Annotated in this window: 25 protein-coding genes; 18 read left to right on the top strand and 7 right to left on the bottom strand. The window is 57.1% G+C overall.

What is annotated here, in order from left to right; all coding sequences use genetic code 11:
* Nucleotides 1-4: 4 nt before the first annotated feature.
* Together G583_RS0104140 and G583_RS0104135 are read right to left on the bottom strand one after the other, a co-directional pair.
* Complete coding sequence (locus G583_RS0104140; RefSeq protein WP_022869933.1) at nucleotides 5-1,846, bottom strand: sugar phosphate isomerase/epimerase and 4-hydroxyphenylpyruvate domain-containing protein; 1,842 nt, start codon at nucleotides 1,844-1,846, stop codon at nucleotides 5-7.
* A complete protein-coding gene (locus G583_RS0104135; protein ID WP_029629247.1) occupies nucleotides 1,843-2,745 on the bottom strand; it encodes a shikimate dehydrogenase in 903 nt (300 codons plus the stop codon). Before G583_RS0104135 ends, G583_RS0104140 begins: the two co-directional genes overlap by 4 nt.
* Nucleotides 2,746-2,900: 155 nt before the next feature.
* Here G583_RS0104135 and G583_RS0104130 point away from each other — a divergent pair, with 155 nt between their 5' ends.
* Genes G583_RS0104130 through G583_RS0104120 form a run of 3 tightly spaced genes read left to right on the top strand, consistent with a single transcriptional unit; the run spans nucleotide 2,901 to nucleotide 4,571 of the window.
* On the top strand, nucleotides 2,901-3,656 hold the full coding sequence (locus G583_RS0104130) for an IclR family transcriptional regulator (RefSeq protein WP_022869931.1): 756 nt from the start codon (nucleotides 2,901-2,903) through the stop codon (nucleotides 3,654-3,656).
* A gap of 43 nt (nucleotides 3,657-3,699) precedes the next feature.
* Nucleotides 3,700-4,152: a type II 3-dehydroquinate dehydratase gene (gene aroQ, locus G583_RS0104125; protein ID WP_022869930.1), complete on the top strand. Its 453-nt coding sequence runs from the start codon at nucleotides 3,700-3,702 to the stop codon at nucleotides 4,150-4,152.
* A 32-nt stretch (nucleotides 4,153-4,184) separates the two neighbouring features.
* On the top strand, nucleotides 4,185-4,571 hold the full coding sequence (locus G583_RS0104120) for a nuclear transport factor 2 family protein (RefSeq protein ID WP_022869929.1): 387 nt from the start codon (nucleotides 4,185-4,187) through the stop codon (nucleotides 4,569-4,571).
* On the opposite strand, the gene G583_RS0104115 is transcribed toward G583_RS0104120, so the two are convergent.
* Entirely contained in the window at nucleotides 4,563-4,940 is a 378-nt protein-coding gene (locus G583_RS0104115) for a hypothetical protein (protein ID WP_022869928.1), read from the bottom strand. The two genes, G583_RS0104120 and G583_RS0104115, sit on opposite strands and share 9 nt — an antisense overlap.
* 227 nt (nucleotides 4,941-5,167) lie before the next feature.
* Between G583_RS0104115 and G583_RS0104110 the strand changes: the two genes are divergently transcribed.
* The 10 genes from G583_RS0104110 (at nucleotide 5,168) to G583_RS0104060 (ending at nucleotide 14,049) form a co-directional block, all read left to right on the top strand.
* Nucleotides 5,168-5,431 (top strand): hypothetical protein, encoded by a 264-nt coding sequence (locus tag G583_RS0104110; RefSeq protein WP_022869927.1) that lies wholly within the window; start codon nucleotides 5,168-5,170, stop codon nucleotides 5,429-5,431.
* 138 nt (nucleotides 5,432-5,569) lie between these two features.
* Complete coding sequence (locus G583_RS0104105) at nucleotides 5,570-5,833, top strand: DUF6480 family protein (RefSeq protein ID WP_022869926.1); 264 nt, start codon at nucleotides 5,570-5,572, stop codon at nucleotides 5,831-5,833.
* 21 nt (nucleotides 5,834-5,854) lie between these two features.
* Nucleotides 5,855-6,727 (top strand): aldo/keto reductase, encoded by an 873-nt coding sequence (locus G583_RS0104100; RefSeq protein WP_022869925.1) that lies wholly within the window; start codon nucleotides 5,855-5,857, stop codon nucleotides 6,725-6,727.
* Between the two features lie 66 nt (nucleotides 6,728-6,793).
* A complete protein-coding gene (locus tag G583_RS0104095) occupies nucleotides 6,794-8,251 on the top strand; it encodes an L-lactate permease (protein ID WP_022869924.1) in 1,458 nt (485 codons plus the stop codon).
* Between the two features lie 61 nt (nucleotides 8,252-8,312).
* On the top strand, nucleotides 8,313-8,966 hold the full coding sequence (locus G583_RS0104090) for a SatD family protein (protein WP_022869923.1): 654 nt from the start codon (nucleotides 8,313-8,315) through the stop codon (nucleotides 8,964-8,966).
* A complete protein-coding gene (locus G583_RS16210) occupies nucleotides 8,966-9,682 on the top strand; it encodes a hypothetical protein (protein WP_022869922.1) in 717 nt (238 codons plus the stop codon). Before G583_RS0104090 ends, G583_RS16210 begins: the two co-directional genes overlap by 1 nt.
* Nucleotides 9,683-10,253: 571 nt before the next feature.
* Nucleotides 10,254-11,861, top strand: coding sequence for an LPXTG cell wall anchor domain-containing protein (locus G583_RS17040; protein WP_022869920.1), 1,608 nt, complete (start codon nucleotides 10,254-10,256; stop codon nucleotides 11,859-11,861).
* Nucleotides 11,862-12,145: 284 nt separating this feature from the next.
* Nucleotides 12,146-12,886 carry a hypothetical protein gene (locus tag G583_RS0104070; RefSeq protein ID WP_022869919.1) on the top strand — a complete coding sequence of 247 codons (741 nt, stop codon included), beginning with the start codon at nucleotides 12,146-12,148 and terminating at the stop codon, nucleotides 12,884-12,886.
* A 194-nt stretch (nucleotides 12,887-13,080) separates the two neighbouring features.
* Complete coding sequence (locus G583_RS0104065; RefSeq protein ID WP_022869918.1) at nucleotides 13,081-13,320, top strand: hypothetical protein; 240 nt, start codon at nucleotides 13,081-13,083, stop codon at nucleotides 13,318-13,320.
* A gap of 57 nt (nucleotides 13,321-13,377) precedes the next feature.
* Complete coding sequence (locus G583_RS0104060; RefSeq protein ID WP_022869917.1) at nucleotides 13,378-14,049, top strand: 4a-hydroxytetrahydrobiopterin dehydratase; 672 nt, start codon at nucleotides 13,378-13,380, stop codon at nucleotides 14,047-14,049.
* Nucleotides 14,050-14,073: 24 nt separating this feature from the next.
* On the opposite strand, the gene G583_RS14215 is transcribed toward G583_RS0104060, so the two are convergent.
* The 4 genes from G583_RS14215 to G583_RS14210 all read right to left on the bottom strand — a co-directional run bounded on the left by G583_RS14215 (nucleotide 14,074) and on the right by G583_RS14210 (nucleotide 17,343).
* Nucleotides 14,074-14,901, bottom strand: a complete 828-nt coding sequence (locus tag G583_RS14215) for a TIGR03084 family metal-binding protein (RefSeq protein ID WP_022869916.1) — start codon at nucleotides 14,899-14,901, stop codon at nucleotides 14,074-14,076.
* Between the two features lie 88 nt (nucleotides 14,902-14,989).
* Nucleotides 14,990-16,207 carry an MFS transporter gene (locus G583_RS0104050; RefSeq protein ID WP_022869915.1) on the bottom strand — a complete coding sequence of 406 codons (1,218 nt, stop codon included), beginning with the start codon at nucleotides 16,205-16,207 and terminating at the stop codon, nucleotides 14,990-14,992.
* A 73-nt stretch (nucleotides 16,208-16,280) separates the two neighbouring features.
* Nucleotides 16,281-16,628: a branched-chain amino acid transporter permease gene (locus G583_RS0104045; protein ID WP_211210735.1), complete on the bottom strand. Its 348-nt coding sequence runs from the start codon at nucleotides 16,626-16,628 to the stop codon at nucleotides 16,281-16,283.
* Nucleotides 16,615-17,343, bottom strand: a complete 729-nt coding sequence (locus G583_RS14210) for an AzlC family ABC transporter permease (RefSeq protein ID WP_022869913.1) — start codon at nucleotides 17,341-17,343, stop codon at nucleotides 16,615-16,617. Before G583_RS14210 ends, G583_RS0104045 begins: the two co-directional genes overlap by 14 nt.
* A gap of 129 nt (nucleotides 17,344-17,472) precedes the next feature.
* Here G583_RS14210 and pdxS point away from each other — a divergent pair, with 129 nt between their 5' ends.
* The 5 genes from pdxS (at nucleotide 17,473) to G583_RS14195 (ending at nucleotide 22,088) form a co-directional block, all read left to right on the top strand.
* Nucleotides 17,473-18,354 carry a pyridoxal 5'-phosphate synthase lyase subunit PdxS gene (gene pdxS, locus G583_RS0104035; RefSeq protein ID WP_022869912.1) on the top strand — a complete coding sequence of 294 codons (882 nt, stop codon included), beginning with the start codon at nucleotides 17,473-17,475 and terminating at the stop codon, nucleotides 18,352-18,354.
* A 27-nt stretch (nucleotides 18,355-18,381) separates the two neighbouring features.
* On the top strand, nucleotides 18,382-19,311 hold the full coding sequence (locus tag G583_RS14205) for an EamA family transporter (protein WP_022869911.1): 930 nt from the start codon (nucleotides 18,382-18,384) through the stop codon (nucleotides 19,309-19,311).
* A 264-nt stretch (nucleotides 19,312-19,575) separates the two neighbouring features.
* A complete protein-coding gene (locus G583_RS14200) occupies nucleotides 19,576-20,883 on the top strand; it encodes an endonuclease/exonuclease/phosphatase family protein (RefSeq protein WP_022869910.1) in 1,308 nt (435 codons plus the stop codon).
* 40 nt (nucleotides 20,884-20,923) lie between these two features.
* Complete coding sequence (locus G583_RS0104020; RefSeq protein WP_022869909.1) at nucleotides 20,924-21,415, top strand: DUF456 domain-containing protein; 492 nt, start codon at nucleotides 20,924-20,926, stop codon at nucleotides 21,413-21,415.
* Between the two features lie 52 nt (nucleotides 21,416-21,467).
* Nucleotides 21,468-22,088: an esterase gene (locus tag G583_RS14195; protein ID WP_022869908.1), complete on the top strand. Its 621-nt coding sequence runs from the start codon at nucleotides 21,468-21,470 to the stop codon at nucleotides 22,086-22,088.
* The last annotated feature ends 1 nt before the right edge of the window (nucleotide 22,089 follow it).

The following is a 22,089-nucleotide window of genomic DNA, read 5'->3' as shown; positions in this document are numbered from 1 at the left end:
GTTTTTAGTTGCTGAAGAGTCGATGCTGTTGTTCGTGCAGGTCTTGGGCGGCTAACCGCACCGCGGCGTTGCCGGGACCGTAGTCGCGGTAGGCGCCGTTGCGCTGGACGAGTTCGATGAATAAGCCGCCGAGGGTTTCGGTGTAGAGGTGCAGGAATTCGCCGTCGTCATTGCGGTCGTACAGCATGCCCAGCGATTGCCAGCGCGTCACCGTTGCCTCATCGAGGCCGAACCGAGCTTGTAGATCCGCGTAGTAGTTGGACGGGACCGGTAGTACGGTTAGGCCCATGTCGATGGCGGACTGAGCTCTTGCTTCAAGGTCATTGACCTCCAGGGCGATGTGACCCGGATACCTTACCGGTTCGCCTGCACGGTTGGTGTAGATTTTGGGCACCCGGTTGAAGATCCACCGGATACCTCCGCCGGGAGATTCTAGAGCTTGGGAATGTACCAACCCGCGAGGCGACGCGACATTTTGAGCTTCCAGTGGTTCCAGCCGCAGTGTGGCCAAGGTGAACAGGACCGAGGCGCCGAAATGATCGCGAGCTTCGGGAACATTGATGTGGTCGAGTGCCACGGTGTTGTCGGATGTTGAAGCTGGCGTGGTGGTTGCTCCGAATTCTGCCGGCCATCCCGCGGAGCGCTCGTCAACGAAGAAGATCTGCATGCCGCCTGGACCGTAGACGCCCAAGATCCGGACCTCGTCTGCCGTGACCGGGCGCGATATCTGCGGTGCGCCAAGTGCTTCTGCACGAGCGAGTGCATCACGACTATCGGCAACCTGCACGGCCACCGACGCGATATACGTACCGCCCGAGGCCGTTGGGGACACCACGATTTTCACATCATCGGCCACGAATAACTGAGCGGCTTTGCGACGATGCTGCCCGGCAAAACGAAAGCCCAGCGTGCCCAACAGTGCCCCGAGTTCATCCGGGGCATCCGTGCTGACCTCAAGGTGGTCGATAGATTCGACCGGTTCGATCTTAGGCATCGCCGTTAGGGTTTCACGCTGTGGGTTCTGTTTCGCCAACTGTCCGCGGGCGCTTTGCTGGATCCAACGTAAGGAACGGAGGCCATCGGCAGCGGTGATGCCGGGATCAGTTTCGCGGAAGACGTCGTTAAAGATTTCCAGCGACAGCGGTCCCACGTAGCCAGCATCAGTGAGATGAGCCATAAAACCCACGGTGTCGAAACTGCCTTCCCCGGGGAAGACACGGTGGTGGCGTGACCACGGCAGTAGGTCCATGCCCAGATCCGGTGCGTCGGCCAGTTGTACAAAGAAGATCTTCTCGCCTGGAATATCGGGAATCCGAGACGGGTCATCGCGGCGTGACAGGATGTGGAACGAATCCAAGCAGATCCCAAGATTCGGGTGGTTCGCTTCCTCGACGAGTTGCCAACTGTGCCAGTACGTGTTGACGAATCTGCCCCAGGCGAGGGCTTCGTAGGCGATACGCATATTGTATTGGGCGGCTAACTCGGCGGCCCGGCGCAGCTGATCGGCAACGACCTGATCGTCGTCGACGGTGGCAGTGCCCGCGTTGGAAGGGACCAGGATGAGGTCCATACCGAGTTCTTGCATGAGCTGGAACTTTGCTTCCAGGCGTGCCAGGTTGTCGGTGAAGAGTTCTTCGGTGACACCTTCGAGATCACGGAACGGCTGGTAGAGGTCGAGCGTTAGTCCGAGGCGTTGGGCAAGGGCTTCGATTTCTGCCGGTGACGACGGCGAGACAATAAGATCGGGTTCGAATATTTCAATGCCATCGAACCCTGCTCTGGCGCAGGCCCGCATTTTTTCTTCGAGCGTGCCGGACAGGCACACGGTTGCGATAGATGTTTTCATGCTTGTTCCTTAAAACGACCCTGGAGTTCTTCTTCGTCAATCAGCGCATCGAGGTGTTCGCGCATGCGCGTCCGGTCCGGTTGCAATCCGGTAACCAACTGGAATGTATCGGCGGCCTGTCCCACGGCCATGGCCTTGCCCGGCATCACCTCGCAACCCAGCCCACGCGCTGCGTGGATGAGCGCGGTTTCGGCGGGCCGATACACAATGTCAGCAACCCAGAGCCCGGAATGCAGCGCATCAGGTGCAACGGGCATACCGGGGTGTGAGAACATGCCGATGGGACTGGCATTGACCAGACCGGTTGCGTTCGTCAACCAAGCAGCAGCGTCATCCGGTGCCCCGATGCGGATCTCGAGGTCATGATCCGCGGAGGATGCGGCATAGAGCTGGTCGATGAGGCCTTCGCCGCGTTCGGGTTCAGGATCGATGATCGACAGCCGCGAGACGCCGGCACCCACCAGCGCATCCGCTACCGCCGATCCGGCGCCGCCGGCGCCCAGCAGCACGACGTCATGGAGCTCTGCGTTTGGCAGGACAAACTGTAGTCCGGAGGCAAAGCCAGAACGGTCGGTGTTGTAGCCAATGAGGTTGCCGTTACGAATCAGCACCGTATTGCAGGCACCGAGACGTTGGGCTGCCGGGTCGACGTCGTCAAGATAATCCAGCACGATTCGCTTACACGGGTGGGTGATGTTGAAAGCATCAAAGCCAAGCTCTATGCCGTGGCGCAGTAACCTACCGACGTCAGCTGCCGACAGCTGCAGTTCTGTGAGATCAATCGGACGGTAGACGTAGCGGAGGTTTTGGGCAGCACCTTCTTGCTCATGCATCGGTGGTGTCAGAGAGGGACGAACCCCCTCACCAATCAGGCCCAAAAGGTAACTTCGCTGTGCCATAAAACCGTTCACCCAAAAGTCTCTATTGCCAATATGTGGCAACTGTTGTTAAATAATGATAATGTAACTATGGGGCACCTCACAGGGGTGTGTCAAGGCGTGCATAGAATTTTGGTCCAATATCGTTGGTGGGACGGTAAGTCAGGGAGGCTGGCGTGAGTGCTGGTAGTTCAACATTGATCAAAGGTTTAGGACTTTTACGGCTGCTCAGCCAGTATCCGCAGGGAGCTCCTGCAGCCGTATTTGCCAAAGAGTCAGGCATGCCGTTTTCGACCGTATATCGCTTGCTCAATACGCTGACCGACGCAGGCTATGCCGAATTCGATGCGTCGACAAAGCACTACCGGATCGGACTGGCAGTGTTTGAACTCAGTCAAAAAGTCTCGTCAGCACGGGGCTATGACGGTTCGGTACTTCCCGTCCTCAAAACACTGTCTGCAGCGACCAACGAGTCCTGCCTGTTCTCCGTGCGTGATGGCCACGAAACCGTCACTATCCAGACGGTCGATGGGCCAGAGTTCCGCCAGACCACCGATCCGGGGGACCGCTTGGCGCTGCATGTATCGTCAATGGGCAAGGCAATTATGGCGGCGCTTGACGAGGAAGAGGTGGAGCACCTCGTGACGGAAATGCAGTTTGAATCGCGCACCGAGCACACTATCGTTGAACCAAACCGCCTCATGGAACAAATTGCAGCCGGTCGCAGCGACGGTTATGTGTATCAGCGAGAAGAAGTCGATTTGGGCATGAACGCCATCGCTCGGGCAGTGATTGGACCAACGGGGTCGGTTCTGGGTGCGGTAGCCATTGCAGCCCCGCTGTTTCGCGCTGACCGCCAGCAACTCCTGACGCATAGCCAGGCTCTGGCCGAGGCGACCCAACGACTAGCCGCTACCCTGCCCACTGTGTAGTAAACCCAAATCCGTCGACGCAGGACACCACGAAGGAATGAGCATGACCAACATATATGTGCTGAACGGGCCGAACCTCAATCTACTGGGCGTTCGTGATCCGGCCGTCTACGGGAGCGAAACCTTGTCGCACGTCGAGAAGCGCTGCGCCACCGTCGCCGACGAATGCGGGTTTGAGCTGGATTTCCGACAGTCGAATCATGAGGGCGAGCTGGTCGATTGGATCCAGGAAGCCGGGCGCCAAGTGGCCGAAGGCCAAAGCATCGGCGTCGTATTGAACGCGGGGGCCTATACGCATACCTCGGTTGCACTGGCCGATGCCATTTCGGGACTCAGCGTGCCGACTATCGAAGTGCATATCTCTAATGTGCACGCACGTGAAGCGTTCAGGGGCCACTCATACCTATCAGCCGTGGCAGCAGGCATTATTGTTGGCCTCGGCACCTACGGTTATGAGGCCGGAATCCGTGCGCTTGCGTACCGTGCGCAAGCCTAGTTCTGTGAAATCGCGGCAGCTATCCTTGATCCATGGATAATGCAGTAGCTCGCGAAATTCTTCAACTGGAACATCGAGGGTGGCGCGCGCTGTCCGATGGAACCGGTGCCCAGTTTTATGCCAATATTATGACTCAGGACGCCGTGATGATCCTGGCACCCGGTTTCGCCTTGGATCGGCAAGCCGTGATCGGCTCACTCGAGCATGCCCCACCGTGGGATAGTTATGACATCACTGATCCCACGATTGTGGCGCTCGGAAATGAACACGTGCTCCTGCGGTATACGGGCACCGGTCGACGTCGCGGTGAGCCGGATTTTCTTGCCCTGATGGGCAGCGTTTACGTGCGTGTCGACGGTGTATGGCAATTAGCGCACTATCAACAGACTCCGGTGCCAGCCGTCGATGAATTAAGCTAATTGTGCCGAATTCCGGTGCTCGCGAGCTGTGATAACCATGCTTCGGATGATGAGTGCTGCGTAGAGCACCAAGAAAATAAAGCCGATGGTACTGGTGATCACTGCCGCCGGACGTGCGACGTCGCCTGCGAAGAGCGAGCCGAGTTCAACAACGTTCATCGCGGTCCCGGCGAGCCCTACGATCGCTACGCCCAGACCCAACACGCCACCGATGACCGGGTGAATCATGCCCACCAGCGCACAAGCAACGAGTGCTAAGCCGAGGAATGCTGGGATGAGCGCGTTCCAATTTGCAAATTCAGTAACAGCATACGCAGCGCCGCCTACAATGATGAGGATAATGCCGAAGGTAATATGAATGCGTGACATGATGCCCTCCTGAAGGTCTGTCTAGGAGTGGCCTGTAAAGGTACGACCGTCATGGTTTCATTATCCCACCGAACCGTGCGCTCCGTAAACCGTTTTATGCTCGGATAGACGCTCCAATTTCTGAGAAAATCGCTTGATTTGTGTTTTTCAGACCTTTCGGAAGCCGTGGCAGGGCATTAGCGTGTAAGTACAGCATCCTTGAACTTGAAGGATGAAAGGAGGGGGATATGAGCCCTGAACATACTGAAACAGACCAATCACCTCAACAGCCTGACCCTGAACACGGGAAATCACCCACCAAGATGGGCTTCTTCATGGTCCCGGTGGAACTTATCGGCATGGTTCTGCTGATCGGAGTTGGCGTCCGATTCTTGACAGTTGAAGGTCAGCCAGACATTGTTGCCTATATTGCTTTTGCGCTCGGCGCCGTCCTGCTGGTCGACGTTGTTCGCCGCCTCAGAAGACTATCTACCGGCCGCGACCGCTATTAGTTGCGGACAACTTAGGCAAGAGAAGTACGTTGCCTGAACGTGTGACAGTTTGAAAATTTCGATAGCGTCAGTGGGCATTTCGTTGCGGCTCACTGACGCTTTCGTCTCACCATATGAGCTCACCGGAGGTGAGTCGCCGTGAACGAAAGAAATCCACAAAACCACGAACCAAACGACAATCCAGATCTTGATCCCAATCCTGATGGAGATCACGATCTCGAGGAGGGCGGTGGCGTTAAGCCGGGCCACACGCCACCTGAATCCCAATCAGCTTCAGCAACACCACGCCATACCCCGGATGCTCGTCCACCGCGTTCCAACGTGACGCTCATTCTGATCGGCGTCATCGTAGCGCTCCTCGTGTTTTTCTTTATTGCCTATGGCATTGGTCTCTGGGACTAGTGCTAAGTATGAGTGGGTACTATGCAACTGACGTTAAATAACGATGTTTCGATGCCGGCGCTGGGATTCGGCGTCTATCAAATTCCACCGGATGAAACTGCAGCGGCTGTGTCTGAAGCGCTGCAGGTCGGTTACCGGATGATCGATACAGCAGCATCGTATGAGAACGAGCGCGCAGTCGGGGACGCGATCCGCGAGTCTGGACTTACCCGTGACGAGGTATTCCTCCAAACCAAAATTTGGATCACCGACTATGGGTTCGACAAGACCCTGCACGCATTCGACAAAAGCGCGGGCAAACTCGGCGTTGGCGTCATCGACCTGCTGTTACTGCACCAGGCTATGCCCGGTGAATTCGACCAAACCCTCGGAGCCTATCGCGCACTGGAGCGGCTCCTTGCCGAAGGAAAAGTTCGCGCCATCGGCGTCAGTAACTTTATGGTTGAACACCTTCGAGAACTTCGTGAACGGACCGATATCTTGCCGGCCGTCAACCAGATCGAGATGCACCCCTTTTTTACACAACCCGCGGTGCGCGAGTTGAATAATGCATGGGGCATCCGCACACAGGCCTGGTCACCAATCGGTGGCATCACCGACTATCTGGGAACCGGAACAACGACGTTCGAAGACGGAACCATTGGTGCCATTGCCGCCGAACACCGGCGCACACCGGCCCAAATCATGTTGGCTTGGCAGCTGCAACACGGACGGTCGGCGATCCCAAAATCTGTGACCCCGCACCGTATCGCGGAAAACTTCGAGGTCTTCGATATTGAACTCACCTCAGCCCAGGTGACTGCCATCGATGCGCTGGATACCGGTCAGCGAGGCGGGCCAGAGCCCGATGAGGTTACCCAAGAGGCGTTCGGCAAGCCGATCCCGGAAGCCTAGGAAGCACTGACCTGTAAGGCAGCTATGCTTGTGCCTTGTGGTGCGTCGAATTAGAGGAGTAGCTGCGTGGGTCTGTTCATAGCGGTCGTTCCCGTCCTGGTGACCCTGCTGCTGCTTGCGTTCGGGCGTATCCCGGCCGCGATACCACCACTGTTGGGGACCATTAGCGCAGCGATTATCGCCCTCTGGTACTTTGACACGCCAGTAGACAACCTGGTGACCGCATGGAATGACACCTTCTGGACGCTGGTCAAGGTCTTAGCGATCATTGGCGGTGGCGTCTTACTTTCCGGCGTCATGGATCGCACTGGTGCTCAACGCCGATTGGCGGGCTGGCTATCGGCAGGTGGACCGGGGGTCGCGTCGGCGTTGTTGATGGCACACGGTGTTGTGCCGTTTTTAGAAACTGTTACGGGTTTTGGCGTCTCCGTGTTGATCGGTCTGCCGTTGCTGTTGTCCTTTGGTTTTACGCCATATCGCGCCGCACTACTGACGTTGCTCGGACTGATGATCGGCCCCTGGGGCTCCATGGGGCCCGGCACACTTATCGCAGCTGATGCAGCCGGTGCACCGCTAACCGATATGGGGCTGGTGTCAGGCTGGATGAACCTCATCCCATTCGTGATTTCCGGTATCGCCGTCGCTCTCATCGCAGGAAAGGGGTACACCGCCAAGGACATTCCTCGTCGACGGAAAATCTTCTGGGCGCTGATCGGCACAGGATCCGGCATCATATTGTGGGGTTTCACCATGGCGGCGAACCTCTTGCTCGGTACGCCGGTGGCTGGTGCCGTAGCAACGCTCGTCATGTCGGTCCTGTGGTTGCTCGTGATTCGCCGGGGCCGTCTCACACCGGGGCCTGGCCGCTCGCTGGTGCCCTACCTCATCTTGCTGGTGGGTACCATCATCGGACAGTTGCTCTACCGGTCCTTCGAGCTCGGTGTATTCGGTGAGATCGTTTCTTCTCCTGCATTATGGTCAACGACGGCGGCCCTGACTGCGCTGACCTTTATGCAAATGGAGCCCGGCGATGCGCAGGCGTTGCCCAAGGCATCGTTGCTGATGTGGTGGGCGGTCGCCATTCCGACCGCGCTGTACGTGCTGCTCGGAGTGATGATGGCCGGCGGTGGGCTAGCTGACGAAATCGCCGGCAGTCTGGCCGCGCTGGGTCCGGTGTATCTGTTCTTGATGCCGTTTGTAGCTGGGCTATCCGGTTACATCACCGCGTCTGGCACTGGGGCGAACGCCATGTTTGGCGCCACCCAGGTCTCGGCGGCCCAGGGTCTTGGCGTTTCGCCACTGTGGGCCATGGGGCTGCAGAACTCGGCTGCCGGCTGGGCCATCATTGCTGGCCCAGCCCGTATTGAGTTGGCCTACCGTATGGCGCATGTGTATCAACGCGATGATACTCCCGGCCCGGCGGTGAGCCGAGGGGCGTTGCTCAAGGTTTTGTTGCCGATCGTGCTGTTCAGTCTCGTGCTCTGGGGTATTGTCGCGGTCATTTTTCTGCCGATGACGAGCTAGCCAACCACCAAATGCACAAAAAAGCTTATACTAGTGCATTTATAAGTGATATTGTGGTGATATGAGCCAAGCAGTCGGAATCATCGCAGACATCGTCGGTTCACGTGAGATGGCGGATCGTGCAGCGGCACAACGGGCAATTGCCGAAGTATTTGCCGAAGCCGAAACAGCTGTGCCTCCTGTGCGTGCTGCTTGGGCAACGGTGGGGGACGAATTCCAGGTAGTTGTCGAGTCCTGGCAGGATGCACTTCGTGTCATATTGCGTGTGCAAGTATTGCTGCCGGACGAGATCCAACTGCGATATGGCATCGGTGCCGGTGAGATTCGCACCATTGAAGAGGGCGAATCCGGGCCCATTCAAGATGGAGCGGCCTGGCTGCATGCTCGCGCTGCGATTGAAGATGTCGAGGGACGGCAGCAGCGCCGCGATGAAGTTTTGACGGGGTTTCGTTGCGACGATATCGACCTTGTCGCGGCAGTCAATGCACAGCTGGTTGTTCGCGACCATGTGGTAGCGCGAATGAAAGCTCGCGAACGACGCCTGTTGGCGGCCTTGCTATTCGGGTCGACGCAGCAGGAGGCTGCCCAAGCTGAACGTATTTCGCAGGCCGCCGTATCCCAGGCGCTGCATCGTTCCGGTGCCATGGCACTCCTGGAGGCTGATGATATGCTCGCAGTTTCCTCCGATGCCGAAGGCCCGAAGGAAGGCTTCTAATGCTTGTAGTGCTCACCATTTTGGCAGTGGCGGTCACCGACCTCATCCGACTGGTGCAACCCTCCGTGACTGTCAGGGTCGTACAGTTCATGCAATTGGGGTGGTGGCTGGCGCTCGTGGTTGCGGCAGCCATCTGGGTTCGATCTGACGGGTGGGCCGGCGCAGTTGCCGTCGTGGTGGCTGCCGCCTGGTACTACAGCTCCGAGCGTATGGATGGATCGGAGCGACGTCCACCCGCTTCGATGTTCGCGTGGTCGGGAGTCGGCCTGGTCGCAATCATCGCTGGATTGGCTTGGTTGGACATTGTTGTATTGGGTTCAGCAGCGCCCGTTGGGTTGATGTGGATTGCCCTCACACTGTTTTTGACGCAAACCGGAAATCAGGTCACGCGAGCCGTCCTCTTGCTTTCGGGGCGTGAAGCGGGCGATTCCGAAGCCTCTGGAGCGGTGCCGAACAGTCGCCTCAAGGGCGGCAGGGTCATCGGTCCACTCGAGCGCATTTTCATCATGGTTTTGACGGTGGTCGGCGCCTATCATGTGGTTGCGGCACTCATGGCGGCTAAGGGGATCGTGCGGTTTCCGGAAATATCAGCTGATGCAAAACGAGAATCCGAGGAATCCACAGCCGGCACGAAAGCCGAAGAATTCCTCGTCGGGAGTCTCGCGAGTTGGGGCTTGGCTGGAGGTGCAGGACTCCTGGCCGCCATGTTTTCGTAGCACCCGTTTTCATGAAGTTGCTTATATTCTGGCCTGTATAAGCGTTTTTGTGAAGCCGGAATTGTTGCCAATTCGCGGTGTCCTGCAAAAGTTGTTTGTCGTGCGCGGACAACGCGTTCGGACGGGTCGCCAGCGCTAATGCCAAATCCAAGCGCCGCTGCTGACCCCATCCAGAGCTCCCCAGCGCGCATTTGCAGTTCGGAAGGTGCATAGCCATGCGGGCAGTCGAACCCGCTTGAAAATTGTTGAGCAATTCGCGTGTCGGGGGAATATTTTCTTTCCCAAAAATCTACCCATCGGTAGATCGTTGACGATTCAAGTTGTGGATCGCTATCTGATCTGGGAAGACGTCGTTGTTGACTCGGCTGGGTGCTGCACTGCGAACGCGGCGATGCAGCTCCTAGCGATGCACGTTTTGCTCAAGTGTAGGCCGAAAACGTGACGTATCGCATGTAGCCTATATCCGGTTCCACTACATAAGTGTGTCCGTTTAAAGATGTCTGAGCCGTTTGGTCTTGCCCGCGGGATTTGCAAGAGACGGCACTCTCACTCACTTGGAAGGAAACACCGCATGGCGGAAGAAGAAAATAAAAAGAAGGGTCGGCTAGCTACAGCTGTGCTTGCCGGCTCTGCTCTCGCGATCGGCTCTTTTGCAATGGGTGTGCCTGCTGCATTTGCCGATAAAGAACAGGATCCAGCAGTTGTAAATCAGACGCCGGAAGCCACTGCCACAGATGAAATTGAAATGCCCAGCTATGAGCTGAGCACCACTAAGGTTGAGCCTGGTGGTTCAATAACGGTTACAGGTGTTGATTTCACGCCAGATACGGTCCTCGATTTTAAATTTGAAACATCTGAAGGCGCCCCGACTGGCATTGATATTCCAGCTGTAACTGCTGACGGTGAGGGCAACATAAATTTTGTTGACCACATCCCGGATGATGTAGAGCCTGGTCTTTACCAGCTCGCTGTAGTCGATGAACCTCAGCGTGCTCATATTTACTATGAGTTCCGCGTAACTGAAGAGCCGACGGAGGACCCAACCTCGGAACCGACCGGCGAGCCTACGGGTGAGCCGACTGAGGATCCTACTTCGGAGCCGACTGGGGAGCCCACGGAGGATCCTACTTCGGAACCGACTGGTGAGCCTACGGGTGAGCCGACTGAGGATCCTACTTCGGAGCCGACTGGGGAGCCCACGGAGGATCCTACTTCGGAACCGACTGGTGAGCCCACGGAAGATCCGACCTCGGAGCCGACTGGTGAGCCGACGGAAGATCCGACCTCGGACCCGTCTGGTGAGCCTACGGGGGAGCCGACGGAAGATCCAACCTCGGACCCGACTGAGCAGCTTGAAGTCGAATTAGCGGAGAGCAAGCTTTACCGCGGAGATATCCTTGAGATTTCGGGTTCAGGATTTACCGCCGACGGGGCTGTTGGTCTCAGCTGGAATCCTTCTGCTGAAACCACTGCCGATGCGGAGGGGAACATTTCCGCCGAGATGGGGATTCCAGCTGACACTACTGCGGGCGAGTACGTATTGACGGTGACTGATGAAGTCACCGGGGCCGAGACTCAGGTAGATTTCGAAGTACTGGCCGTTGAGCCTGGTCTAACGATTGATCCTGAAGAGATAACAGTTGATGATTTCATGGGTGATCATGAAGATGGTGCCGGTGTTAATCACGCTGTTGTAGGTCTCGAACCTGGTTCCGAGATCACATATTCTGTATCTGGTCCTGAGGGGGTCAACGACTTTGAAAACACGGACCAGGTGAGCGATGAAGGTACGGCAGATTTTGTCATTTACGCACCTGAGTCTTCAAATCCAGCAGCTTACCTCGGTGAATACACCACCGTCGTCACCTTCGAAAATCAGGATGGCGAAACGGGTCAACTGCAGGGCAACTTTACCGTTGTCGATGGATCCGGTGGCACTGGAGCAGGAGCGAACGATGACCAGGCGAATCCGGTAGGTGACGCGGGCGATCCGGTCGATGACCAAGCGGATCCAGTAGGTGACGCCGGCGATCCGGTTGATCTCAACGGTTCAGATAACCTAGCCAAAACAGGTGCAAGCAACACGCAGCTTGGTCTGATTGCTGGGCTGTTGTTGGCAGTCGGTGGAGCCCTGGTTGTTTACACAAACCGTTCGCGACTGTTCTCACGTAAGCACTAACGCACGATAACGAACTGAATAATACGACTGGAACCGGCTTCTACACAGTGTGTAGAAGCCGGTTTTGGCTTTTGGATGCCGCGGTCCGTCGCTCTCAGCTCAAGATCTGACAAAGTATGGTTGATTAGGCGAAACGAACCACTAAGTGTGCATCTTCTGTGAGTTCCATGAAGTTGTGGACTTGCTGATTTTTGCGTTGCTACGCTGGCTGCATCTCACCTCATAAAACGCTCCAATTCTCGACTGAGGGGTATTCCGAAGGAACCTCACGAAGGGAGCCCACAATGACGGAAATCAACAACGCAAAACCGACCAAAGGTCGTCGCGCAGCAGCTGCAATCGCTGGTTCAGCGTTAACTTTGAGCAGTGTTGCATTCGGCGCACCGGCCGCATTTGCTGCGGATAATCAGCAACAAACAGAAGAGACTCAAACTGCCCATCACGAGCAGTCAGAAGTAGCAGGCAAGCTAGAAATTACGCCGAGTACCACAGAAGTACAGGCGGGCGACTCCTTCATGGTGCAAGGCACTGGCTTTGCACCAAACGATGATGTCCAGCTGAGAGTCGGTAACGAGATATTGGCCAATGAACACGCAGATGCAAATGGCGAGATCGCTGTCGAAGTTGATATTCGGGACGATTTCGAACCGGGCACGCATTCACTTGCGGCGGTCAACTACGGCGGTGGAAATGCTGCCTACGCTGATTTCGAGGTGCTAGAAAAGTCTGACGAACCCGAAGTGGACCCTGATGTTGATATTGCATCTGATGAGCTAGCCCCGGGTGACGAGCTTGAAGCCTCGGGGGAGGGATTCACGCCTGAAGGCGAGGTCAGGTTCAGCGTGCACAAAGATGATAAGACCTTTGAACGGGTGGTCACCGCTGATGAAAACGGGGATGTGAGCAACTCAATGACCATTCCTGAGGATACCGAAAACGGATCGTACGACCTTACCGTGTTCGACTACGAAAGTGATGAGAAAGCGTCAGAGCAATTCACGGTAGAAAATGCCGATGAGGCATAAGTTGTAGTCCAATACACGAATCTCAATACACAACTGACACAATCCAGCGGCCGACTTCTACTGGGTACACAGTGGAAGTCGGCTGTTTGGTTTCCGTGGATGGCTCAGCACGTTGCACCCCTTCCAAATGCTGCACCCGAGAACTACCGTGGAATGGAGCACCCTGATTGATCAGGGATGAGAGGGAGGCAAGTATGAGTCCGGACGAAGTGACCACATCACCCCAGAAACCTGATCGAGGCAAATCAGCCAGCCGTGCTGGAATCTTCGGCATACTCGGAGCAATCGTCGGTCTGCTGCTGGCCCTCTTCATTGGTTTCATGTTCCTGCTGGGCGAATCACGCCCCGATGTAGTGGCTTGGATCCTATTTGCAATTGCCGCCGGCCTGGCCATCGATCTCGTTCGACGGATCGTGCGAGCGGTGCGAATTTAACACACTGAACTACGAAGCTGCCGGCTGCTCCGGTAGCAAGAATGTAGGAGGCCAACGATGACACACGTGACCCCGGCAGACGCCCAAGAACAATTACCCGGCTGGACCGTTGTTGACGGTCGATTAGAAATTAGCGTTCGAGCCAAAGGATTCGAAGGCGCGGTTGAATTCATCAACCGGTTCGCAGACATTGCCGAATCAATGAACCACCACCCGGATTTTGATATCCGGTACAACACGATTCGCATGCGCGTAGTCAGCCACGATGTTGGCGGTCTGACCGACCGTGATATGAAGTTTGCTGCGGAACTCGACAAGCTGATCGATGAACTGGAGCTCAAGCGACAACCCAAGAAGATTAGCCGCACCCATTTGGTCATCGTGACCCCTGACATCGAGGCTATTCTGCCATTTTGGAAAGCCGTCCTGGACTTCAAAGAGTCCGGTGGTGATGATCAGCCCACGATACTGGTGGACCGCTCCGATGTGCTGGATCCGGTTCGTTTCCACCAGCGTGCAGATGCGAATATTCCCGAAGACGACATCGACCCATCGGGTGGTCCGGTGAGCATGCACATGGATGTTTTCGTTCCAGCTGAACTTGCCGAGCAGCGCATGCAGGATGCGATCGAAGCTGGCGGCAAACTCCTCAGCGAAGCTGATGCTCCGTCGATGTGGGAGCTCGCCGATCTCGACGGCAACCGAGTGTACCTGCGCACCTACCGGTAACTACTCGAGCCAGGTGCAGCCTCCTTAGTCCAAGTTTTGCCCATCAACAGATGCTGCTTGTTGTGCTCTGACCACGGACTTTGGAGGTCCGGCAAAGGCCTGCGCGATCGATGCCCACGTGTTTGCATCATCGCCGGTAATAGTCAGGTCCAGGTCGTCTAACTCAGCGCGTTGCGTTACCAGTAATGCGAAGTCCCATGCTGAACCTTTGACAGAGTTTTCGGCTTCCGGGCTACCCCACGTCCAGGTCGAACCGTCGGGTCCGTTGAGCTCAACATACATTTCCGACGTTGGAGCTTCCATGCCGTTGTTCTTATATGTGAATTGTCGGGTAGCAAGACCGAGGTGCGCGACATCCTTGAGCGCGGCTGTCTGCGGCCAACTGAATCCGAGCGCAGCGGCAACATCTTGTCCGTGAGCCCAGGTCTCCATGATCCGTGCGGTGGTCAACGACAGTGCCTTCATACTCGGTCCAAACCAAGGATAGCGGGCCTGGTGATCGGCTTGCTCAAGGGCCTCGGCGACTTTCAGATGGTTTGCCCGCCATTGTGCGAAAAGTTCTGACGGCTGCTTTTGCGCACCCTGTTCGGCGGCGTCGTGCACGAACGTCACGGGGTTCTCCGCGCCCGCCGTGCGAATACGACCGAAGGCTTCCTCACCATCTAACGATGCGAGGGCAGCAGTATCGGTCCACGCCAAATGAGCGATCTGGTGGGCAACCGTCCACCCTTGAGCCGGCGTCGGACTCTGCCAGTGCTTGGGAGGAAGATCCCGGAGGATATCTTCTAGGATTTGGCTTTCTGCACGCAGTCGTTCAACAGCTGCGGTGAGACGATCTGGGGACTTTGCCATGTAGTGCTCCTCAACGGGGAAGTGTGAATCCATCCACCATAAGTCACCTGTCGTAGCGTGGCCCAGGTAGGGCTTGCTCTGCTGGCTCTTAGCGTTGGACCCAGGGGCCGCGCACATACCGGATACGACCAAAGGCGATGATCATCGAGATCATCGCCAGCCCGGAGAAGATCAGCAGGGTCACGTGATACGGCATGACCGGCAGCAGCGCCGCGATGAAAGTCGGAAACAGGAAGCCCACGTAGGTGAGGGCGTAGAACATTCCGGTGAGCCCGGCAAGATCCCGTGCCGGCGCGATCATTTGGACACGATAAAGTCCAGTGACCAGCACGGTTCCGTAGCCCACGCCCAGAATCATCGCCGTGACGACGCCGAGTACCGGGTTGGCTTGATATGCTGCCAGCGCTGCCGAGGCGATTCCAATGACGACGACTCCGAGGCCCAGAGGCAACGCGCGGCCCTTGAGTTTGCGGTCAATCCGCTGGGCGAAAGGCTGGACAAAAGCACCGACTCCGAGGGTCAGAACGGCCATCATCGTCGCGTAGAGCGTGGTGAAATCACCGGTCGCCTCTGCCAGGACTAATGGCATGAGGCCATAGGCAATACCTCCGGCACCGAACACCCAGGGGGCAGCGGTGGCAACTTTGATCAAGAAGTCAGGGGTTTTGGCAGAAGGCGTACGTAGCTGGTGGACCCACGAGTTCTGGCGCGGTCGTTGACGGGGAGAGGCACCTACGGTTTCGGGTGCCAAAACGGTGGGAACTATCGTCAGCAGCAGCATGGAGATGGTGACGATAAACGGTGTGATAGTTGGGGCGGGGACCCACTGAGCCAGTGCACCGGATACGGCCGCGCCGGCTCCGAAGCCCAAGGTCATAGTGAGTGAGGGGCGTCGTGCGCCAGCGCCGATGGTGGCTTTCGGATCCCAGTCTCTTGAAGACAATTCCTTGATCCACGAGGTGCCCACGGACATGCCAATGCCAACGGCCAGACCAGCGAAGAAGCGGCCGGAGTAGAGCATGGCAATCGAAGTTGGCCCCAGCAGGATAATGAGATTGCCTACGGCCGACGAGACCAGTCCGGCCAGCGTCACCGGTTTGCGCCCGTACACATCGGAGAGGGCAGCGGCTACCAAGAGACCGGGGACCAATCCCATGACGTAGGTACCCAGCAGGAAATTGGTTTGCCACGGAATCAAATCGGCGTGTTCACCGTAGAGCGGCAACAGCGGTGTGAAGTGGTTACCGCCCCAGGCGATGAAAAACAGGGAAGGAACAGCAAGAATCCAGGGGGTTAGGTTCCTCATCCGTGTCCTTCCTGTTGGGCTGCAGTTCAGTGTAACGTCATCTGCAAAATAACGAAGTTAGCCGGACAACAATTCAGCTGACAAAGTTGACTAATACGACATAGGTCAGGGTGCCCAACCCGATCGAGGCGAGTGTGCGTCGGCCGAGCAGCAGATGCGAAGCGACCGTCACCACGACAGCGACGAGCAGTTTCCAGAGCTCAGATTCAGGTGACGAGTACGTCGAGTAGAACAGGGCGATGGCCAGTAAGCCGAGGATCCCGGCGGGCATCCAGAGGGCCATGACATTCACAAACGTCGATTCACGAAGTTTGGCGAGGATGGCAAACGGTAGTGCCCGCAGGGTGAAGGTGACGACGAACATGATTGCCAAGACGGCGATGATGTAGCCGGTGGCCGGGATGCCGCTAGTTGCCAGCATGATCATAGAGCCCGCCCTTTCTTCGTGCTGTGAAGTATCGGATGGTCAACAGTGCCATGAAGATGATCATGCCCGCGAAGATGATCTGGTTCGGGGTGATCAGAAGTGCCGCCAAGAAAGCCGCGGTCGCGATGAGCAGGGAGGGGAGTTGTTCTCTGGTTCTGACGGCGTCCAGGGTCAGCGTGATGAAGAGCGCGAGCAGCGCAAAATCGAGTCCGGCGATGGTGCCGGGGATAGCTGTGGCGATCGCGATGCCGACGAGTCCGCCGGCAACCCAATAACAGTGCATCGAGATCTGCAGCGATAACAGTCTCGCGGCGGTCCAGCCGGTCGGGTTTGCTGCCGTGACAGCGTAGGCCTCATCAATCAGGGCGTGCATCGAGTAAAACTTGGCGATCGGGTTCTTGACGACATGCAGTGGAAAAGAGAAGGCATAGAACACGTGACGGAAGTTCACGAAGAACGTGGTCACGGCGATCGTGAGCAAGCCGGTGCCAGCGGTCATCATGTCGATCATGAGAAATTCGAGCGAGCCTGCGTATCCGAAAATGGAGAGCGCGGGGACCGCCCAAGCGGGTAGGCCGGATTGCAATGCCAGCAGGCCAAGCGCGATGCCGAGCGGGAAGAGACCCAAGCCCGGTCCGATCCCCAATTTCAGGCCGGTAAGAATCTCGTGGCGGCGACTCTGCGGTGCCACCCATGACCGATTGTTCATATGGACCATGCTCCCAGGAAGCTCGGGCGGCTGATGTTGTATTGCGCAATATATGGGCAGATGCGGAGACTTCCGCTATTCTTTGACCTAGGCCAAATGATTGGCATAGGTCAATATAGGAGAATAGTCATGAATGCATCGAATCAAGTAGTACGCGACGGACTGTCCGAGCAGTTCCGCGGCGGCGTCATCATGGACGTGGTTACCGCCGAACAGGCTAAGATCGCCGAAGACGCCGGCGCAATCGCCGTTATGGCACTCGAGCGTGTGCCTGCGGATATTCGCGCCGAAGGCGGTATCGCCCGGAGTTCTGCCCCAGAGCTGATCGAATCAATTATTGAAGCCGTCGACATTCCGGTGATGGCCAAGGTGCGCATCGGGCACTTCGTTGAAGCGCAGATTCTGGAAACCCTGGGAGTGGACTTTATCGATGAATCCGAGGTGCTCTCCCCTGCGGACTACGTGCACCACGTGAATAAGTGGGATTTCCATACACCGTTCGTCTGCGGAGCGACCCACCTGGGCGAAGCACTGCGCCGACTGACCGAAGGTGCTGCCATGATCCGGTCCAAGGGTGAGGCAGGAACCGGCGATGTCTCCGAAGCCGTCAAGCACCTGCGTACCCTCAATTCCGAAATTGCGTCCCTGGCAGCGATGGACGAAAATGAACTCTTCGTAGCAGCAAAAGAACTGCAGTCCCCATATCAGCTCGTCAAGCAGGTTGCCGAGGCGGGTAGGTTGCCGGTGGGATTGTTCACCGCAGGTGGTATCGCCACACCAGCTGATGCCGCGATGATGATGCAAATGGGTGCAGACGGCGTCTTCGTCGGTTCCGGTATCTTCCATTCCGACAACCCAACAGCCCGAGCCAAAGCCATCGTGTCCGCTACCCAGAACTATAATGATCCACAGACCGTAGCCAATGCCTCCCGCGGTATCGGTGATGCCATGGTGGGCCTGAACGTATCCGATATCCCAGAACCGCACCGCTTGGCGGAACGCGGCTGGTAAACGGCATGGAGGAAAGGGGAGGGGGAGTTGGCCCAGCGCACCCGCGGCATATCCCTGACCGGTGTGATCATGGTGATGGTCGCGACCTTCTCCCTCCCGGTCGGCGCCGCGCTCGCGACCGATCTCTTCCCGCATGGCGGCGCTTGGGGCGTCTCAGCACTGCGCCTGGGGCTAGCTTCGGTCATGCTGTTACTCCTCGCGCGGCCAACACCCTGGCGTTGGACGTCGGCGGCGTGGCGCGATGTCGTATTATTTGGCATCAGCCTCGCCGGGATGAACGGCTTTTTCTATGCTGCCATCGACCGCATTCCACTGGGTGTCACCGTGGCCATCCAGTTTGTTGGACCGCTCGCGCTCGCCGTCTATCTCTCAACGAACCGTCGTGACTATATCTGGATCGGTGCCGCCGGCATCGGGCTGGTGTTGCTCGGCGTCGAATCAATGACCGGGCCCGTCGTGTTCGATCCGCTTGGCATGCTTTTTGCAGCGCTGGCCGGAGTGTCGTGGGCGTTATATATCTTGTTCAGTTCCCGTGTTGGCCGACACCTGCCGGGATTGCAGGGCTTGCCGGTTGCCGCGCTGATTGCTGCCATCATCCTGCTGCCCGTTGGGTTCAGCGGCGTCATAGAGCTGGTCTTTACGCCGGAAATTTATGTGCTCATGCTCGCCGTTGCATGTATTTCGACGGTCGTGCCGACCTCGCTTGAGCTGGCCGCACTGCGCAGGCTTCCGCGCAACACGTTCTCGATTCTGCTGAGTTTCGAGCCGGTCTTCGCAGCGCTCATAGGCTGGGTGCTGCTTGATCAGACGTTTGGGCTCCTCCGGGCCCTGGCGATTTTCCTCATTATTTTCGCGACAATCGGCATGACCCTTGGTACAGCGCAGCTGAGTACCGAGGTGATCGATCAGCGTCGTGCCCGACAACAGGGTGAGGGCGACACAGACCGGGCTGTCTAATCGGATATTTTCAGGGGTACGCTTATGGTGTCGAAAATCACGATGTCTATCCAGGTCAGCGATAGATTTTCGAGCCCATGGGCCCTGTGTTTGTTGCCACAGGGTCACGAAATGATCACATTCCGATCAAGACTTGACTGCGAAAATAATTGCAAGAACCTAGGGTAACCGCCAGAACCCGCTTGTTTGCAAGTGAATAGCCAATACGCTATTCCTGCGGTAAGTTTTATGCCGTTGGTGTGCACTTTCATTAGAAGGGACATCATGCCTAAGCTGGCGGTCATGCATGATTATCCCCCTCGTTTTGGAGTGCAAAAAACGGCGCTCATCGCGGCAACAGCCGGATGCTTAGCGTTTGGTTTCGCGACTCCAAGCCTGGCTGCGGAAGAAGAATCAGCTTCCAAGGACAACATGTGTCTTCCTGCCGGCTCCGTCTCCAATATTTCCACGGCTGATGCATCCGATGAATCGTCGGCACCCGTGCTCGAGGAAGCCGAAAGCAACGCGCTTCGTATTGCAACATTTGACGCGAGGCTCAGCCGGTCGGCCTCTGGAGATCTCTACGAAGATCTGTCCGCGCCGGGAGCCGAAGACGCCGCCGAAGTTGCCAAGGTCATTCAGCAAGTACGTCCCGATGTACTGGTACTCACCGGCATTGATGTCGATGCAGGCCAAGAGACGGCTGAAGCCTTCAACACCAACTACTTGGCGGTCGGTGCCCACGACAGCAGCGGCATGACATACCCCTACAGTTACACATCGTTTTCAAACGCCGGTGTTGAGTCCGGAGCAGATCTGGACCGCAACGGCACCATCGGTGGCCCTGGAGATGCGTTAGGCTACGGAGATTTTCCCGGCCAGTCCTCCATGATCATCTACTCGAAGTATCCAATCGAAACCGATAAGATCCGCGATTTCACATCGTTGAGCTGGTCGAAAATGCCAGATAATAGCATTCCAGACGACGTCACTGACCTGGAGCGCAGTATGCTGCCGCTCGCCTCAGTCTCACACTGGGATGTACCCATTGAAGTTGAAGGCGAAACGGTCCATATCCTGGCGTCCTCAGCAGCCGATGCATCCGAAGGCGCAAACTCCGAAGAGCGGAATCAAGACCAGGTGCGGTTCTGGGAAGACTATCTCGACCAGAACACCGAATACATCACTGATCACCGCGGCAATCGCGGACCACTCGAAGACGGCGCACAATTCGTCATCGCCGGATCCCTCAAGGCTGATCCAAACGGAAACGGACCGGCAGACCCAACGGCTATTTCTAGTTTGCTGGACTCCGAAGCGGTCACCGACCCTGAGCCAGCCCGCACGTTAGTCTCGAGCGGCACGCAGTCAGGCGAATCCGGAACACCACTCCACACGGCGCCTGATCCGACCAGTAGCAGTAGCAGCTATCGTGCAGACTACGTATTGCCAAGCTCCGATATGCATGTTCTCAACTCGGGCATTTTGGAAACAGACGCCGAAAGCCGGGACAACTACCGTGGCTTCTTCGGGATGCGCTCCAACGACAGCGCCAACCACCTCGTGTGGACCGACACAGCCATTGACAACTAAGTCCCGTACCACAGCGGGCCAAGACGAGTAGACTGCCACCGTGGAAGTCATCGTAACCCTCAGCGCCGCCCTGCTCATGCTGGTGGCAATCTTCGGAACCATCTTTCCCATCGTCCCGGGCTCACCGGTCGCTATCGTCACCATGATTGCCTGGGCCTGGATCATCGGCTCGTCAGCATCCTGGTCCACCGGGATCATCGCCGCCGCACTCGCGCTGGTTGGCATGAGCGCCTCCCTGGTGCTCACAGGCAGAACGATGCGTCGAGAACGCATTCCCAGCACACCAATCCTCATCGCAACCGGTGCCGCAATTATCGGCCTCTTTATCATCCCCTTCCTGGGGCTCTTCATCGGCTTTGCCGTCGGCCTCTTCGGAGCTGAGTATTACCGGCGACGCGACCTTGCCGCCGCCACCCGCTCATCACTGCAGGCAATGAAATCCATGGGGTGGGGCATACTCATTGAGTGCGGTTGCGCCATTATGGCCTTTGGCGTCTTCGGTCTGGGCGTCTTGATTCACTTCGTGAGCTAAGCCCAGCGCCGACACCCTGCGGGGTACTAGCAGTTTCGTTAGAGTGAAGCGCATGTACCCAGAAACCTTGTCTACCGGGCACCGCGTCATGTGGTCGCTGCCCGAAGCCTTACGCACCGAGCACCTCGTCCTCGTGTTCCACGACGCCGGATCAACCATGGAAACCGTCGCAGAACATTACTTTGGCTACCTGCCCGAAACTGCCACGGGCCTGGCCATTCAAGCTGGCTTCGACGCCACGTTTGGTAACAGCTGGTTCACCACGACAGACCACGAACATGCCAACTTCCCAGAAGTCATCTCCGCAGCCCACCGAGTCTTCGACACCATCGACGAAGACGAATACGGCACCACAAGCTACACCAGCATCCAACTGTTGGGTGTCGGCCAAGGCGCAGCACTGGCGACCACGCTGCTGCGAGTACGCCCCGAGGTGGTCAACAGCTTGGTCGGGATTGATGGGTACGTCATCGATAATGCGATGCTGGCAGCACTCGACAACGGTGGCGCCGAAACGTCGAGCCAAGCTGCACCGGTCCTGTGGCTGACAATCGAGGACTCCAACGACCCCTCAGCTGAATTTGCTCATGATTGGTTGACAGCCAATACACGCTTGATTGAAGCTGAAAGCACCTCGGCCATCACACCGTTTCTGACTCAGAATGTGAGCTGAC

This window comes from Yaniella halotolerans DSM 15476 (assembly GCF_000420805.1).
Taxonomy (GTDB): Bacteria; Actinomycetota; Actinomycetes; order Actinomycetales; family Micrococcaceae; genus Yaniella; species Yaniella halotolerans.
This window is presented reverse-complemented; position numbering and strand designations above follow the sequence as displayed.